The organism is Stenotrophomonas sp. YJH_SMC_36 (genome assembly GCF_059369935.1).
Window position 1 is genome coordinate 169390 of the sequence record NZ_JCAFTD010000004.1, and the last position, 14721, is coordinate 184110.

At 68.6% G+C, this 14721-nt stretch carries 16 protein-coding genes; 10 read left to right on the forward strand and 6 right to left on the reverse strand.

The window, feature by feature from the left end:
• The first annotated feature begins 10 nt into the window (after window positions 1–10).
• A complete protein-coding gene (locus AC5P76_RS09365) occupies window positions 11–2365 on the forward strand; it encodes a GH92 family glycosyl hydrolase (RefSeq protein ID WP_495222731.1) in 2355 nt (784 codons plus the stop codon).
• A gap of 34 nt (window positions 2366–2399) precedes the next feature.
• Here AC5P76_RS09365 and AC5P76_RS09370 read toward each other — a convergent pair whose 3' ends face one another.
• The gene (locus AC5P76_RS09370; RefSeq protein ID WP_065182361.1) at window positions 2400–3143 is read right to left on the reverse strand and encodes an SDR family oxidoreductase; all 744 of its coding nucleotides are present in this window, start codon (window positions 3141–3143) and stop codon (window positions 2400–2402) included.
• A 107-nt stretch (window positions 3144–3250) separates the two neighbouring features.
• On the opposite strand from AC5P76_RS09370, the gene AC5P76_RS09375 reads away from it, so the two are divergent.
• On the forward strand, window positions 3251–4144 hold the full coding sequence (locus AC5P76_RS09375) for a LysR family transcriptional regulator (RefSeq protein ID WP_065176182.1): 894 nt from the start codon (window positions 3251–3253) through the stop codon (window positions 4142–4144).
• Here AC5P76_RS09375 and AC5P76_RS09380 read toward each other — a convergent pair.
• The 5 genes from AC5P76_RS09380 to AC5P76_RS09400 all read right to left on the reverse strand — a co-directional run bounded on the left by AC5P76_RS09380 (window position 4104) and on the right by AC5P76_RS09400 (window position 8101).
• The gene (locus AC5P76_RS09380; protein ID WP_111186898.1) at window positions 4104–5498 is read right to left on the reverse strand and encodes a heavy metal sensor histidine kinase; all 1395 of its coding nucleotides are present in this window, start codon (window positions 5496–5498) and stop codon (window positions 4104–4106) included. The genes AC5P76_RS09375 and AC5P76_RS09380 overlap by 41 nt on opposite strands.
• Entirely contained in the window at window positions 5495–6193 is a 699-nt protein-coding gene (locus AC5P76_RS09385; protein WP_053516367.1) for a heavy metal response regulator transcription factor, read from the reverse strand. Before AC5P76_RS09385 ends, AC5P76_RS09380 begins: the two co-directional genes overlap by 4 nt.
• A 31-nt stretch (window positions 6194–6224) precedes the next feature.
• Entirely contained in the window at window positions 6225–7109 is an 885-nt protein-coding gene (copD, locus tag AC5P76_RS09390) for a copper homeostasis membrane protein CopD (protein WP_053516365.1), read from the reverse strand.
• 9 nt (window positions 7110–7118) lie between these two features.
• Complete coding sequence (copC, locus tag AC5P76_RS09395) at window positions 7119–7496, reverse strand: copper homeostasis periplasmic binding protein CopC (RefSeq protein ID WP_053516266.1); 378 nt, start codon at window positions 7494–7496, stop codon at window positions 7119–7121.
• Between the two features lie 116 nt (window positions 7497–7612).
• Complete coding sequence (locus AC5P76_RS09400; RefSeq protein WP_065182334.1) at window positions 7613–8101, reverse strand: MerC family mercury resistance protein; 489 nt, start codon at window positions 8099–8101, stop codon at window positions 7613–7615.
• A 31-nt stretch (window positions 8102–8132) separates the two neighbouring features.
• Between AC5P76_RS09400 and AC5P76_RS09405 the strand changes: the two genes are divergently transcribed.
• From AC5P76_RS09405 to AC5P76_RS09440, 8 genes are all read left to right on the forward strand, one after another.
• Window positions 8133–8663 (forward strand): ZrgA family zinc uptake protein, encoded by a 531-nt coding sequence (locus AC5P76_RS09405; RefSeq protein WP_065182333.1) that lies wholly within the window; start codon window positions 8133–8135, stop codon window positions 8661–8663.
• Window positions 8660–9352 (forward strand): ABC transporter ATP-binding protein, encoded by a 693-nt coding sequence (locus tag AC5P76_RS09410; RefSeq protein ID WP_065182332.1) that lies wholly within the window; start codon window positions 8660–8662, stop codon window positions 9350–9352. The genes AC5P76_RS09405 and AC5P76_RS09410 overlap by 4 nt, the downstream gene beginning before the upstream one ends.
• Window positions 9345–10598 carry an ABC transporter permease gene (locus AC5P76_RS09415; protein WP_253118523.1) on the forward strand — a complete coding sequence of 418 codons (1254 nt, stop codon included), beginning with the start codon at window positions 9345–9347 and terminating at the stop codon, window positions 10596–10598. Before AC5P76_RS09410 ends, AC5P76_RS09415 begins: the two co-directional genes overlap by 8 nt.
• Before the next feature lie 2 nt (window positions 10599–10600).
• Window positions 10601–11146, forward strand: a complete 546-nt coding sequence (locus AC5P76_RS09420; RefSeq protein ID WP_164152801.1) for a DUF3299 domain-containing protein — start codon at window positions 10601–10603, stop codon at window positions 11144–11146.
• On the forward strand, window positions 11136–11756 hold the full coding sequence (locus AC5P76_RS09425; RefSeq protein ID WP_253118522.1) for a DUF3299 domain-containing protein: 621 nt from the start codon (window positions 11136–11138) through the stop codon (window positions 11754–11756). Before AC5P76_RS09420 ends, AC5P76_RS09425 begins: the two co-directional genes overlap by 11 nt.
• Window positions 11756–12502: a hypothetical protein gene (locus AC5P76_RS09430; RefSeq protein WP_253118521.1), complete on the forward strand. Its 747-nt coding sequence runs from the start codon at window positions 11756–11758 to the stop codon at window positions 12500–12502. Before AC5P76_RS09425 ends, AC5P76_RS09430 begins: the two co-directional genes overlap by 1 nt.
• A gap of 125 nt (window positions 12503–12627) precedes the next feature.
• On the forward strand, window positions 12628–14160 hold the full coding sequence (locus AC5P76_RS09435; RefSeq protein WP_253118520.1) for an MFS transporter: 1533 nt from the start codon (window positions 12628–12630) through the stop codon (window positions 14158–14160).
• A 4-nt stretch (window positions 14161–14164) separates the two neighbouring features.
• On the forward strand, window positions 14165–14710 hold the full coding sequence (locus AC5P76_RS09440) for a TetR/AcrR family transcriptional regulator (RefSeq protein ID WP_065182328.1): 546 nt from the start codon (window positions 14165–14167) through the stop codon (window positions 14708–14710).
• The last annotated feature ends 11 nt before the right edge of the window (window positions 14711–14721 follow it).

Sequence of the window (14721 nt, forward strand, 5' to 3'; positions counted from 1 at the left end):
ATCGATCCAAATGCCGATGCCCACGCTGGACCGTCGTCTCCTGATCGCCTTCGCCGCCACCGCCATGCTCGCCTCCGGCGCGGCCTGGGCAGCGCCTTCGAAGTCCGCCGCCGAAAAGGCGTATGCCTCGGTGGACCCCTTCATCGGTACCGGTGGTGAAGGGCATACCTACCCCGGCGCGACGATACCCTTCGGCATGGTCCAGCTCAGCCCGGACACGCGCATCCGCCCGCGTGAGAAGGCCTACGGCTGGGCCGCCGGATACCGTTATGACGACAGCAGCATCGTCGGCTTTTCGCACACCCACTTCTCCGGCACCGGGCATTCTGATCTCGGCGACATCCTGGTGATGCCGTTCACCGGAAACCCGGGATTGGAACGCGGTGACCCCGAACGGCCCCGCAGCGGCTATGCGTCGCGCTTCCGCCATGACGACGAAAAGGCCGAACCGGGCTACTACGCGGTGACCCTGGACGATTACAAGGTGCGCGCCGAACTGACCACCAGCGCCCGGGTCGGTGTGCATCGCTACGCCTTCCCCAAGGGCGTCGATGCCAAGGTACTGCTGGACATGCGGACAAGCATGTACGACTACCCGGGCAAGGTGCTGTGGTCGCGGGTGCGAGTGCGTACGGACGGCACCATCACCGGTTTCCGCGAGACCCGCGGCTGGGCGCCGGGGCGCCAGCTGTATTTCGCCATGCGCTTCTCGCAACCGTTGGCAGGCCATGCGCTGCACAACACCGAGCAGGACATCGTGTACAAGGGCTTCCCGCCGCCGGGTGAGAAAGATCCGGCACAGCGCGCACAGATCGAAGGCCGCCAGCTGGTCGGCACGTTCGATTTCGGCAGGCTGGATGCTCCGCTGGTGGTGAAGGTGGCGATCTCGCCCGTGAGCGAGGCCGGTGCGATCGCCAACCTGGATGCCGAGGTCGCCGACTTCGACTTCGACCGCGTGCGTGCGCAGGCCCGGCAGGAATGGACGCAGGCACTATCGGTGCTGGACATCGATGCGCCGGAGCATGCGCGGCGTAGCGCCTACACCGCCCTGTACCACACGATGCTGGGGCCGACGCTGTTCATGGATGTGGATGGCCAGTATCGCGGCCCCGACAACGCCGTGCATGTCGCCAAGGGGTATGCCCACTATTCCACGTTCTCGTTGTGGGACACCTACCGGGCGCTGCATCCGCTGCTGACTCTGGTGCAGCCGGAAAAACGCAACAGCGACTTCATCAACTCGATGCTGGCTCACCACGAACACAGCCCGTACGGCATGCTCCCGGTGTGGTCGTTCCACGGCCTGGAAGACTGGTGCATGATCGGTTACCACGCGGTGCCGGTCATCGCCGACGCCTATGTGAAGGGCATCCGCGGCTTCGACGCCGCAAAGGCGCTCGACGCGATGGTGGAGACCGCCAATTACGGTCCCTACGACGGCATCGCGCAGTACCGTGAGCTGGGGTATGTGCCCATCGATGAAGAGGGCGAAGCGGCCAGCAAGACCCTGGAATACGCGTTCGACGACTGGACCATCGCGCGCATGGCGCAGGCGATGGGCAGGAGCGAGATCGCGGCGACATTCGACAAGCGTGCGGCGAACTGGCGCAATGCCTTCGACAAGGACACCGGCTTCATGCGTGCCCGCAAGCGCGACGGCAGTTTCCGCACCCCGTTCGATCCCAGCGCCAGCGGCTACGGCACCGACTACACCGAGGGCAATGCCTGGCAGTACTCGTGGTACGTCCCGCAGGACGTGGCGGGCCTGGCCGCCGCGCATGGCGGCAGCGACCGGCTGCTGGCGAGGCTGGACGAGGTGTTCAACGCCACGGTCGATCCGGCGGTCTTCGAGCACATGGAAGACATCACCGGCCTGATCGGCTGGTATGCGCATGGCAACGAGCCCAGCCATCACGTTGCGTACCTCTACGCCCACGCTGGTCAGCCCTGGCGCACGCAGGCGCGCCTGAAGCAGATCATGGACACCCAGTACGCCGACCGTCCCGATGGCCTGGCCGGCAACGATGACGTGGGCCAGATGTCGGCGTGGTACGTGTTCACCGCGCTGGGCTTCTATCCGGTGGCGCCCGGCTCGGGGGAGTACATCCTGGGCCGCCCGTTCCTGCCAAGGACCGCCATGCGCCTGCCCAACGGCAGGACCTTCACCATCGTGGCCGAGGGGCTGGATGACAGGCACACCTATGTGGGCAGTGTGTCCCTGAACGGCAAACCGCTGCAGCGCACCTTCCTGCGCCACGACGAGATCATGGCCGGGGGCGAGCTGCGCTTCACCATGCAGGCCGAGCCGAACAGGGACTGGCCCGGGCAGGGCGCGCAGGCGCCGTACTCGATGTCAACGCCGTAACGGTAGCGCCGGGCCATGCCCGGCGGCTTTGCTGTCACACCATCCCGCCATTGGCTCGCAGCACCTGGCCATTGATCCAGCCGCCGTCGGTTCCAGCCAGGAAAGCCACCGCGCCGGCGATGTCGTCCGGCGTGCCCAGCCGCTCCAGCGGATTCATCTGCGCCAGGCGCTCGATCAGTTCCGGCGACTTGCCCTCCAGGAACAGGTCGGTCGCGGTCGGGCCGGGTGCCACGGCATTGACCGTGATGCCACGGCCACGCAGCTCCTTGCTGAGTATCGCCGTCAGGGTTTCCACGGCCGCCTTGCTTGCGGCGTAGACACCGTAGTTCTCCAGCTTGAGGCCGACCACGCTGGTGGACAGCGCGACGATGCGGCCGCCGTCGCGGACGCGTCGCGCGCTCTCGCGCAGCACGTTGAAGGCGCCCTTGAGATTGATGGCGGTGACCCGATCGAACAACGCGTCGTCGGTGGCTGACAGCGGCGCAAGCTGCAGCACTCCGGCGCTGTTGACCACCACATCGATGCCCTCGAATCGAGCCTCGACGGCATCGAACAAGCGGCTCACCGCCTGCGGATCGGCCACGTCGGCCTGCAGCGCAATGGCTTGGCCGCCGGCGGAGACCAGCTCGGCGGCCAGGGCATCAGCCTCTTCGCGGCGGCCGGCATAGTTGATCGCAACCGCATGGCCGTCGGCCGCCAGCCGACGCGAGATCGCGGCGCCGATGCCGCGGGAGCCGCCGGTGACCAGGGCGACGGTACGGGGAGAGGAGCTGGACATGAAGGCTTCCTTCGAAGACGCGCCCGCGTGGCGCCCCATCATCTTGCTGGTTCCTGCCGCCCGGATAATCATGGAGAATCCGACAACATCATCCGGATGTTCGAACAATGGATCGATTCACCGCCCTGCGCGCTTTTGTCCGTATCGTCGAACGTCGCAGCTTCACCCGCGCTGCAGAGGACCTGGGGCTGCCGAGGGCCACGGTGACCGACGCGATCAAGGCGCTGGAGCGGCGGCTGGGGGTGAGGCTGTTGCACAGGACCACGCGACGGGTGGTGCCGACCCTCGAGGGCGAAGCCTTCTATGGCCGCTGCCTGCGCCTGATCGCCGACATGGACGATGCCGAAGCCGCATTCCGTGATGTCCCGCCGCGCGGCACGCTGCGCATCGAAGTGCACGGAACGCTTGGTCGGCACTTGTTGTTTCCGCACCTGCCCGAGTTCCTGCAGCGCTATCCCGACATCGAGCTGGACGTGAGCGAGGGGGATCGCTACGTGGATCTGCTGCGCGAAGGCGTGGATGCCGCGCTTCGGGTCGGCACCCTGGCCGACAGCGATCTGGTCGCGCGGCGCCTGGCACTGCTGCGCGAAGTCACCGTTGCCTCACCGTCCTACGTGGGTTCGCATGGGCTGCCGGACAGCATCGACGCGCTGCTGTCCGGTCATCGGATGGTCGGTTTCCGTTCCGGTGCCAGCGGACAGTTGATTCCTCTGGAGTTCCAGCAGGCCGGGCAGGTGCGCCATGTGCCTCTGCCGGCAACCGTGCGGGTATCCGGCGCCGATGCCTTCCTGGGGGCGGCACTGGCGGGGCTCGGCATCATCCAGGCGCCGCGCTACCGGCTGGATCCCTATATCGAACGTGGTCAGTTGCTGGAGTTGCTGGCGGAATCGCCGCCCACACCCAGCCCGTTGAGCCTGGTTCACCCGCGCAACCGCACGCCGTCGCCGCGGTTGCGGGTATTCATCGACTGGATTGCCGGCGTGTTTGCGCCGGACCGCTAGCGCCCGGCAGGGCCAGCTCGAACACGGTGCCCGATGCGTCGGAGACCACGCTCACCGATCCACCATGGGCCTGCACGATGGCGCGGGTGATCGCCAATCCCAGCCCGGCGCCCTCGTGCCGGCCGCGCTCGCCGCGGAAGAACCGGTCGAACAAGCGGGGCAGTGCCTGCATGGGAATCGGCGGACCGAGGTTGTGGACAGCAATCCGGCTCGTGGGCCCGGTGCCGTCCAGCCGCACCACGATCTCCGTACCCGGCGTGGCGTGCTGCAGGGCGTTGGAAAGCAGGTTGGCGACCGCCCGGTGCAGCATCAGGCGGTTGCCGTTGGCCTCTGCGCTGCCTTCCCGCCGCAGCGTGAGCTGGCGCTCCTCGGCCAGCAGATCGTAGAACTCCAGCAGCGCATCGACCATCGCATCCAGCGCCACCCCCTCGCGCGAGGGCAGGGCGCCGGGTGCTTCGGCCTGGGCCAGATAGAGCAGATCGCCCACGGTCTGTGCCAGCCGTTGCAGCTCTTCCGCGCAGGAGAGCAGCGTCTCGCGATAGGACTCGTTGCTGCGGGGGTGCGCGAGCACCACCTGCACCTGGGTCAGCATGTTGGTGATCGGCGTGCGCAGTTCGTGGGCGAGGTCTCCGGAGAACCCGCTGAGGCGTTCGAAGTCCTGTTGCAGCCGCGCCAGCATCCCGTTCAGGCTCTGCGCCAGCTGTTCCAGTTCGACGGGCACGTGCTCGGCCGTGAGCCGGCGCTGCAGTCGTCCGGCGGTGATATGGCGGGCCTCGTCGGCCAGCGTGCGCAGTGGGCGCAGCGTCTGCCGCACGACGTAGCCCCCCAGCAGGCTGCTGGCCACCGCAGCAGTGACCAGAGCGACGGCCAGCAGGTGGCGGAAGCGCTGCAGGAAGTCGGCATGGCGCGCATCGTCGATCGCCAGCAGGGTGGCCAGGCGGCTGCCATCGGCCAGCGTCTGCCGCAGATTGAGGGCGTGCAGGCGGCTTCCGTCGGCCAGCGTCCAGTCATGGCGGCGCGGTTCAGTGTCGGCGGGTTGAGTCCGCGCATGCGCGCGCAAGGCCTCCGGCGCGGTGGAGAAGAGCACGCCGCCCTGCTCATCGACGATGTGGAAGGCGATATCGGGATGGTGGCGCAGCGCATCGCCCAGGCGCTGGGCGCGCTCATCGGACGTGCCGCTGCCGGCGAGGTCGGCGATCAACGCGGCCTTGTTCTCCAGTTCGGCGAAATCCTGTGCGACCAGATCATGGCGCGCGCTCAGATAGATCGCCACGCCCAGTGCAGCAAGCACCAGCGTACCGACCGTGGCGAACAGCACGGTGAGGCGGACGGCAATGGAGCGTCGCAGGCTCATTGCGGTTGCGCTGCTTCGACCTCGGGTGCCTCCAGCACGTAGCCCATCCCGCGCACAGTGACCACCAGCTTTTCGGCGAAGCCATCGTCGATCTTGGCGCGCAGGCGGCGTATCGCCACATCGATGACATTGGTGTCGCTGTCGAAATTCATGTCCCACACCTGCGAGGCGATCAACGAGCGTGGCAGGACCTCGCCGCGCCGTCGTGCCAGCAGCTCCAGCAGCGCGTATTCCTTCGGGCTCAGTGTGATGCGCTGGCCACCGCGCTCCACGCGCCGGCGCAGCGTATCCACCACCAGATCGGCGACGACGATGCGGTCAGGCTGAGACTGGCCCTGGCCGCGTCGCAGCAGGGTACGCACGCGTGCCAGCAGCTCGGCGAAGGCGAAAGGTTTGGCCAGGTAATCATCGGCACCCAGTTCCAGCCCCTGCACGCGGTCGGCAATGCTGCTGCGCGCCGACAGGAACAGCACCGGCACCTGCCACCCCGCATCGCGCAGGCGCGACAGGACGTTCCAGCCATCGAGACCGGGCAGCATCACATCGAGGATGACCAGCTGGTACTCGCCGCTTGCCGCCAGATGCAGGCCGTCCACGCCGTCGCAGGCGAGATCGACCACGTAGCCCGCTTCGATCAGGCCCTGTCGCAGGTAATTGCCGGTCTTGGGCTCGTCTTCGACGATCAGCAGCTTCATCGTGTGCATGCCGGCCCGCGCAGCGCCGCCCTCATGCCAGCGGGTCCAGCGTGCCGAGCACGGCCACGCAGGCCAGTACCAGCAGCCCGAGTGCGGCCTCGAAGGTGAGGCTGTGACGCAGCGAGCGCAGCGGGCGGAACTGCCAGCCGCCACGGATGGCGGTGGCGAGTGCCGGCACCAGCCGCCAGCGGTGCAGCGCGGCCAGGCCGAGCATGCCCGCGACCAGGGCCAGCTTGAACAGCAGCCAGCGCCCGTGCGCGGTGTTGAACAGGGTCTGCAGCGAGCCCTGCAGATCCACGTAGGTATAGGTGCCGGTCATCGCCAGCAGGGCCACGATTACCGTACCGGGCAGGGCGAAACCATGCGCCACCTGCCAGAGTTCATGGGTGCGTTCACGCAGGGAAGGGCCCTGGGTGCGCAGGGCCAGATGCAGCACCGCGGCGATCGCGCCGACCCATGCGCCTGCGGCGAGCAGGTGGACGGTCCCGGCCGCCAGGCGCAGCGCACCGCGGATGCCGTCGCCGGCGGCGGCGTGGCCGTTCCAGGCCAGGCTTGCCAGGGCGACCGCCGAGAGCGGCAGCAGGATGACACGGCGTGCCCCGGCCACTTTCGCGCTTGCGGCAAGCAGCGGCAGCATTGCCAGCAGCGCCAGCGCACGCACCAGTGCCGCTTCGCCGACCGGTGTGGCGGTGGTGAACCATGCGACGGTCGCTTGATCGACCGCGGCAAGCGGAAGCCCCAGCACGCCTGTCACCCGCACCGCCGCGTCCAGCAGCACGACTGCCAGCGCGATCACGGCCAGTGGCAGGAACATGCGACGCGCAGGCGCAGGGCGGATGAACAGCATCCTGCCGAACAGCAGCATCAAGGCCAGGTACAACGCCAGCCGCAGGGCATAGGGAGACAGTTCGATCACCACTGCAGCTTACTTCACGCTGAAACGATAGTCGCCGGTGACGGGGTGGCTGTCCTGGCCGACGGCGCGCCACTGCAGGCGATAGTCTCCGGCAGGCAGCGGCTTGGCGAAACTCACGACCAGCCGGTGACCATCGTCCGACACCTGCTGGGAAAGGGCAGGCATCGCCATCAGGGTGCGGCCATGGGCCATGCTCAGTTCGATGCGGGTGGCGCGCGGCATCACCCGCTCGCTGAAGGTCAGCTCGATGCGGTTGGCAGGCGCGACGCTGGCATCGGCGGCGGGCGTTGCCTTCACCAGGCTGGGGTGTGCAAGGGCCAGCGGAGCGGCGGCGACGCCCGGCAGCAGCAGGAGCAGAGCGGCGGAGCGGCGGAGCGAAGACGACATGGTGGGTGCCTGCAGGAATGGGGCGCTCAGGCTGACGGCGGGCACCTTTCGTGGCCCTGACCCGGACATTACCGATCTGTCAGGTTGGCCGGTGCCGGGCCGACCCGCCCTTCCCATCATCGGCGCGCGCGTGCGCAGGCACGCAGGGCGCGGCGGTTGCACAGGTGGGCCATCGCCAGCAGCCCACCGCCGCAGGCGGTGGCCATGCCGTGCCAGAGCAGCGATTCCTTCAGCGGTGGATACAGCGATGCGGACAACAGCAGGCCAGCCCCAGCCAGGGCCAGTCGCATCGGCAGCCAGTGGCGGTGCCGGCGCAGGCCCGCAGCGGTGCTGGCCAGCGCCAGCAGCGAGGCGAGCAACGCGAACGCCCACTCCCAGCGTGACATCAGCAGCAGGGTGGTCATCAGGGCATGGCCGGGGTGCTGGAACGAGCGCAACGCCATCATGGCCGCCGGGACGAAGGCCAGCAGCAGCGGCAGCGCGATGCAGTGCGCTGCGCAGGCCAATGACAGCCCTGCGCCGGCCAGATCGAAACGGGGATGCCAGCGTGCCGATGCTGGCGGCTGTGGCAGACCCCTTGCAGGAACGGTGGGGATGTGGTCCATAATGTTACATAGTAACACTAACGGTACCCCCATGAAGCTTCCCGCCACGTTTCTGCTGCTGCTTTCTGCGGCGTCCGCCCACGCCCATGAGGTGCGCCAGCAGGGCGCGCATGTGCATGGCCAGGCCACGGTCGATGTGGCGCTCGAACGGGGAACACTGGACCTGGCAATGCAGGCCCCCGGTATCGGCCTGCTCGATTTCGAGCGACCGCCCGCCACCCCGCAGGAGCGCGCCGCGCTCGCACGTGCGAAGGCACTGCTGAAGGAAGGCGCATGGGTCACCCTGCCGACTGCGGCCCAGTGCCGCCTTGCCGCCAGCAGCGTGGCCGCCGACGGATTCGCTGCAGACCCGATGCACGATGCCGGGCACCACGGCCATGCCGGCTTCAGTGCCGGACTGCGTTTCCAGTGCGCGCATCCGTCCGCGCTGCGGGTGCTGGTGGTCCGCCTGCCGGTGCTGTTCCCTGGCCTGCATGAGGTCATCGTCAACAGCACCACGCCCGCCGGACAGGCACGGCACGTGCTGACCGCCGAGACTCTGCGCGTGGTACTTGCGCCGTGAGTGCGGCGGTCATCGATGTGCAGGACCTGCGCTTCGCCTACGGCGATCGCCCGGTACTGGAGATTCCGGCATTGCGCGTCGATGCGGGCAGCAGCGTGCTGCTGCGCGGTGCCAGTGGCGGTGGCAAAAGCACTCTGCTGGGTGTGCTGGCCGGCGTGCTGCGCGCTCGCCAGGGCCGGGTCGACGTCGCCGGACACTCCCTGCATGCGATGAACGGTCCGGCCCGCGACCGCTTCCGTGCCGACCAGCTGGGCGTGATCTTCCAGCAGTTCAACCTGCTGCCGTTCCTCAGCGTGCGCGAGAACATCGCGCTGGGTCTGCGCTTCTCGCGGCTGCGCAGGCAGCGCGTCGGCGCAGCGCTGGACGAGGAGATCGCACGGCTGCTGCAGTCCCTGCAGATCGACCCGACGCTGATGGGCCGTCCGGCGGGCAGGCTCAGTGTCGGCCAGCAGCAGCGCGTGGCAGCAGCACGCGCACTGATCGGGCGGCCGCAGGTGCTGCTTGCCGACGAGCCCACCTCGGCACTGGACCGGCACGCGGCGGACGCGTTCGTGCGCCTGATGACCCGGCAATGCCAGGCCTGCGGCACCACCGCGCTGGTGGTCAGCCACGATGAAAGCCTGCAGCCTCTGTTCGACCGGGTCATCGTCCTGGCCGAGATCAATCATGCCGGAGCTGCCCATGCTTGAACTTGCCTGGGCCAGCCTGCGCAGCCGCGCGCTCAGTGTTGCCCTCACGGTGCTGGTGATCGCCCTCAGCGTGGTTCTGCTGCTGGGCGTGGAGCGGGTCCGCACGCAGGCGCATGAAGGTTTTGCCAGCACAGTGTCCGGAACCGATCTGATCGTGGGTGCGCGCTCCGGACCGGTGAACCTGCTGCTCTATTCGGTGTTCCATATCGGTGATCCAACCAACAATGTCTCCTGGCAGTCCTATCAGGCGCTGTCGGCGCTGCCGCAGGTGAAGTGGTCGGTGCCACTCTCGCTGGGCGATTCCTGGCGGGGCTACCGCGTGGTCGGCACCACCGGCGGCTACTTCGAGCATTACCGCTACGGTGCCGGTCATGAACTGGTCTTCGCACAGGGCGGGCCCTTCTCGGACCTGTACGATGCGGTGATCGGCGCGGAGGTGGCGCAGGCGCAGAACATCACGCCGGGCGACCCGATCATGCTGGCGCATGGCACCGGGGCGGTGCCCCTGGCCACGCATGCCGACAAGCCGTTCCGCGTGGTGGGGATCCTGCAGCGCACCGGAACACCGGTGGATGCGTCGGTACTGGTATCGCTGCCGGCGATCGAAGCCATCCACATCGACTGGCGTTCCGGCGTGCAGCTGCCCGGCCAGCATGTCAGCGCGGAGCAGGCGCGGCGGCTTGATCTGACCCCGACCAGCATCACTGCCTTCATGCTCGGCCTGAATACCCGCATCGCGACGTTCTCCGTGCAGCGCACGATCAGCGACTATCCGGAGGAGGCGATGCTGGCGATCCTGCCGGGCGTCACCCTGCAGCAGTTGTGGCAGTCGTTGGGCACGGCCGAGCGGGCACTGCGGTTGATCAGCGCGATGGTGGTGCTGCTGGGAATGGTCTCGCTGGTGGCGCTGCTGGTATCAACCCTGCAGGAACGGCGCCGCGAGATGGCGGTGCTGCGCGCGGTCGGCGCGCGCCCGCGCTACATCGCCGGCCTGCTGGTGGTGGAGGCGGTGGCGACCAGCGCGCTGGCGTGCGGGCTGGCACTGGCGGCGCTGGTGCTGGCCAGTGCCGTGGGACGCAGCTGGGCGCTGGCGCAGTATGGCCTGTCGATCACCCACGTCTGGCCGGATGCGCGCGAGCTGGGCTGGGTGGCGGGCCTGCTGCTGGTCAGCGCCGTGGCGGGCCTGGTGCCGGCCGCGCTGGCCTACCGGCGCACGCTCGCCGACGGTTTGGCGTCGCCGGGATGAGCATGCGCCGGCTGGGTGGCTTGCCAGTGTTGCTGATGCTGGTTGCCTGCGAGCGGCCGGTCGACACCGGCGTGCAGGCGCTGCCGCCACCGGTGGCGGATCAGGGCGCAGCGACCGTGGAAGAGCAGGAGCTGGACTGGCTGCAGATGATGCCCGCCGACGAGCTGGCGGCGCTGGAACGTGGCGAAGGCCCTGAGGTGGAGCACAACGGCAGCCGACGCATGCCGCAGTTCGGCACGTTCCGCACCGTCGACGCCGTGCTGCAGCGGCCGGTGCGCCTGCCGGGCTACGTGGTGCCGCTCGCCAGCACTGCGGAAGGACGGCTCAGTGAATTCCTGTTCGTCCCGTATTACGGCGCCTGCATCCATGTGCCACCACCGCCGCCGAACCAGATCGTGCACGTGGTACTGGACCGGGCAATCGAGATGCCTGACATGTACGCTCCGTTCTTCCTGGCCGGAAACCTGCACGCCGAGCGCCTGGACGATGAGCTGGCAGGCTCTGCCTACAGCATGCGCGATGCACGGCTGAAACCCTATGCGCCGTGATTGCCTTGCATGGCTCGCTGGATGCGCGCTGCTGGCCGGATGCGCCCGCGTGCCCGACGGTGCCGGACAGCACCCTGCACCGTTGCCGGTGGCGGCGCCGTCTCCGTCGGCAAGCCCGATCGACCGCTGGGACGCCCTGATGCCGGACGAGGACCGTTTCCAGCGACCGCCGCCGCAGATCGGCCTGTCACGCGACGGCATGGCCGGCGTCGGTGGCCTGATTGACGACAGCGGCGCCGGCACGCCGCCCGGTCAGGCGATCGACCACTCCCGTCCGGAGCGCGCCCGGCAGTTCGGCTCTTCGCGCGTGGTGGCATCGGTGGATGGACGTGCGGTGGACCTGGACGGTTACGTCGTGCCCCTGGGCACCACCGACGACGGACGCGTGGACGAGGTGCTGTTCGTCCCGTTCTATGGTGCCTGCATCCATGTACCCCCACCACCGCCGAACCAGATGATCCACGTGACGTTGGCCACGCCGATCACGCTGGGTGCGCTGTGGGACCCCTATCGACTCGCCGGGCGGGTGCAGGTCAAGCGCTTCGACGCCGACATCGCCAGCGCTTCCTACGATGTGGCGGCCGCCACACTGACGCCGATCCACAACTGATGCGCGGGCGTCCACTACTGGCGATGGCGCTGCTGGCGGTGACGGCCACGGCGGTCGGGTGGCTGTACCTGCGGACAGCGCAGCCGCAGCCGCCGCAGGCCACTTCCGTGGCGCCCACCGACGAGATGCGGCAGCGGATCGAGCGGCGGATGGGGGACGATGCGGCCTTCCGCAACGACGTGGCATTCCTGCTGGTGGCAACCCTGCGCGACCGCTGCCGGCCGGCAGAGGCAGGGCTGCTCGCGCGCATGGCCAACCGTGCCGCGCTGCCGGTACTGGGCGCGGTGAGTGCGGTGACTGCGGAGGATCCAGGCCTTGACCGTCCCATCTACCGTTACATCCAGCACCGCGCCGACAGTGCCCGCTGCACGGATCCGCTGCCCCTCGCAGCGGCCGGTGGCCGCGTGCTGCACGTCGATATCGAGCAGTATGCTCGCACCTTCCCGGACAGCTACTTCGATCCCACGCGCAGCAGGGCGCCGCGGGATTTCGGTGGGCATACGCTGCGCGAGCGGGCCTCCAACGCATGCAACAGCGTGGTTTATTCGGTACTGCCGCTCGGCGACGCGGACTGGCGCTGTGCGTCGCTGCGGGCGAACGCGCGGGCCCGGGTGCGCAGCCTGTGCGAGGACGAGCTGCGGCGCCAGCACGGTGACATCGCGGGCGAACTCGACATGGCCGTGGGGCAGGGCATGCAGGAACAGGTGGTCGCGGCGGTGGCGGCGTTGCCGGTGGACTGCAGGTAGCACCCGCGGCGCCTGCCGGGGCTGAACAGCGCCTGGGTCGAAACCTGAACGTGTCGCTGCAGGGCTATAACTATACAGGATATCCGGTATAGTTAATGGAACCTTCTTGCCCAGGTTTGTTTCCCATGGCCTTGTCCCAGTCCTTGGCCGATGCTCCGGCTCTGTCCCGTGCCCGGCGCTGGTCGCTGTTGTTCACGGTGGCCGCCGGCCTGCTGCTGGTGACGCTGGACAACTCGGTGCTGTACACGGCGCTGCCCACGCTGACGGCAGAACTTTCCGCCAGCGCGGGTCAGGCGCTGTGGATCATCAATGCCTATCCACTGGTGATGGCTGGCCTGCTGCTCGGTGCGGGCACGCTGGGCGACCGCATCGGTCACCGTCGCATGTTCCTGATCGGCCTGGTGGTCTTCGGCGTGGCTTCGCTGGCGGCAGCGTTCTCTGTCACCGCAGCGCAGTTGATCGCTGCCCGTGCGCTGCTCGCCGTGGGCGCCGCGGCGATGATGCCGGCCACGCTCGCGCTGATCGGCCTCAGCTTCCATGAAGAGCGTGAGCGCAACATCGCCATCGCGATCTGGGGCTCGGTGGCGATCGTCGGCGCCGCACTCGGACCGATCATCGGTGGCTGGCTGCTGCAGCATTTCTGGTGGGGATCGGTGTTCCTGGTCAACGTGCCGGTGGTGATCGTGGCCTTCGTCGCGACGCTGCTGCTGGCGCCGGAGGGGCGGCGCGACACGTCCCGGCCGTGGGATCTGCTGTCCTCGCTGCTGGCGCTGGCGGCGCTGTCGGGGCTGGTGCTGGCGATCAAATCGCTGATCGCCACGCCGCCTTCCTATGGCCTCGGCGCGGCGGCATCGGTGCTGGCGCTGGCGGCGGGCGCCGCGTTCGCCCGCCGCCAGCGGCGCCTGCCGCATCCACTGCTGGACTTCGCGATCTTCCGCAATCCGGCATTCCTGGCCGGTACGCTGTCTGCGGTGTTCACCCTGTTTGCGATGGCGGGCCTGCAACTGCTGACCACCCAGCGTTTCCAGCTGGTCGCCGGATTCACGCCATTGCAGGCGGGCCTGCTGGTATCGGTGGCGGCGCTGGGCAGCCTGCCCAGCGCGCTGCTCGGCGGCAGCATCCTGCACCGCGTCGGCCTGCGTCCGCTGATCTGCGGCGGACTGGCCGCGGGGGCACTGGGAGTGGGCGTGGTCGCGTTCGGTTTTCCGCACGGACTGGGCTGGGTCGTCGCCGGCATGGCGATCACCGGGTTCGGCATGGGCTCGGCAATCTCGGTCGCATCCACTGCCATCCTCAACAATGTGCCTGCGCACCGTGCGGGCATGGCGTCCTCCGTGGAGGAGGTCTCCTACGAATTCGGCGGCCTGCTGGCGGTGGCGATGCTGGGCAGCCTGGGCGCAGCGATGTACGGCGCCTTCCTGCCGGTATCGGCGGATGTTCCGGCACTGGCGCGGGAAGGATTCGCCCTGGCGCAGCAGGTCGCCCGCGAAGCCGGCCCGGGCGAGTGGTTCGCCGGCGCCACCGCCGCCTATGACCGCAGCTACCAGATCGTGCTGCTGGTCATCACCGCGGTGCTGGCCGTGGGTGCAGCGCTGATCGCGCGCCTGCTGCGCGGGCGGGCGGGGAGCCGCGAGGGAGCGGCCGATCGCGTAAAGTAGTGCGATGAGAACCAGCAAGCGCCAGCGCATCCTCGATGCCGCCGTCAACGTGATCAATCGAGACGGCGTGCGCGCGGTGACCTTCGAGTCGGTGGCGGCAGAAGCCGGCCTCACGCGCGGCGGCCTGCTGTATCACTTCCCGTCGCGCGAGGCACTGCTGCGCGGCATCGACGAGCACCTGGTGCACAACTGGGAGGCATCGATGGAAGCGCTGCTCGGAAAGCGTGCCAGCGAGGCCACGGCGCTCGAGCGCTATCAGACCTTCGTCCGCGTGTCGGCGCAGAGCGCGACGCGCGCCGAGCTGATGTTCATGCTCGAATCGGTGGACCCGGAGGCCGGTGAGCGGCCATGGAGCCCGGCCGTGCAGCGCTGGGCGCCATCGCCGCCGCCGGCCGGCGTGGTTGATCCTGCGGCGCTGGACAATTTCGTGGCACGGTTGGCGGCCGATGGGCTGTGGATCTACGAGGCCATGTACGAAGGACAGCTGGACGACGCGGTGCGCGCCCAGGTGGCCGAGCGCATCGCGGGCCTGTTGTCACCCGGCCGATGATGGGGGTTGCC

Bases quoted from the DNA above. Each gene is read 5' to 3' on its own strand.
- AC5P76_RS09365 (WP_495222731.1), top strand. From the start codon at position 11: ATGCCGATGCCCACGCTGGACCGTCGTCTCCTGATCGCCTTCGCCGCC.
- AC5P76_RS09370 (WP_065182361.1), bottom strand. From the start codon at position 3,143: ATGTCCAGCTCCTCTCCCCGTACCGTCGCCCTGGTCACCGGCGGCTCC.
- AC5P76_RS09375 (WP_065176182.1), top strand. From the start codon at position 3,251: ATGGATCGATTCACCGCCCTGCGCGCTTTTGTCCGTATCGTCGAACGT.
- AC5P76_RS09380 (WP_111186898.1), bottom strand. From the start codon at position 5,498: ATGAGCCTGCGACGCTCCATTGCCGTCCGCCTCACCGTGCTGTTCGCC.
- AC5P76_RS09385 (WP_053516367.1), bottom strand. From the start codon at position 6,193: ATGAAGCTGCTGATCGTCGAAGACGAGCCCAAGACCGGCAATTACCTG.
- copC (WP_053516266.1), bottom strand. From the start codon at position 7,496: ATGTCGTCTTCGCTCCGCCGCTCCGCCGCTCTGCTCCTGCTGCTGCCG.
- AC5P76_RS09400 (WP_065182334.1), bottom strand. From the start codon at position 8,101: ATGGACCACATCCCCACCGTTCCTGCAAGGGGTCTGCCACAGCCGCCA.
- AC5P76_RS09405 (WP_065182333.1), top strand. From the start codon at position 8,133: ATGAAGCTTCCCGCCACGTTTCTGCTGCTGCTTTCTGCGGCGTCCGCC.
- AC5P76_RS09415 (WP_253118523.1), top strand. From the start codon at position 9,345: ATGCTTGAACTTGCCTGGGCCAGCCTGCGCAGCCGCGCGCTCAGTGTT.
- AC5P76_RS09420 (WP_164152801.1), top strand. From the start codon at position 10,601: ATGCGCCGGCTGGGTGGCTTGCCAGTGTTGCTGATGCTGGTTGCCTGC.
- AC5P76_RS09425 (WP_253118522.1), top strand. From the start codon at position 11,136: ATGCGCCGTGATTGCCTTGCATGGCTCGCTGGATGCGCGCTGCTGGCC.
- AC5P76_RS09430 (WP_253118521.1), top strand. From the start codon at position 11,756: ATGCGCGGGCGTCCACTACTGGCGATGGCGCTGCTGGCGGTGACGGCC.
- AC5P76_RS09435 (WP_253118520.1), top strand. From the start codon at position 12,628: ATGGCCTTGTCCCAGTCCTTGGCCGATGCTCCGGCTCTGTCCCGTGCC.
- AC5P76_RS09440 (WP_065182328.1), top strand. From the start codon at position 14,165: ATGAGAACCAGCAAGCGCCAGCGCATCCTCGATGCCGCCGTCAACGTG.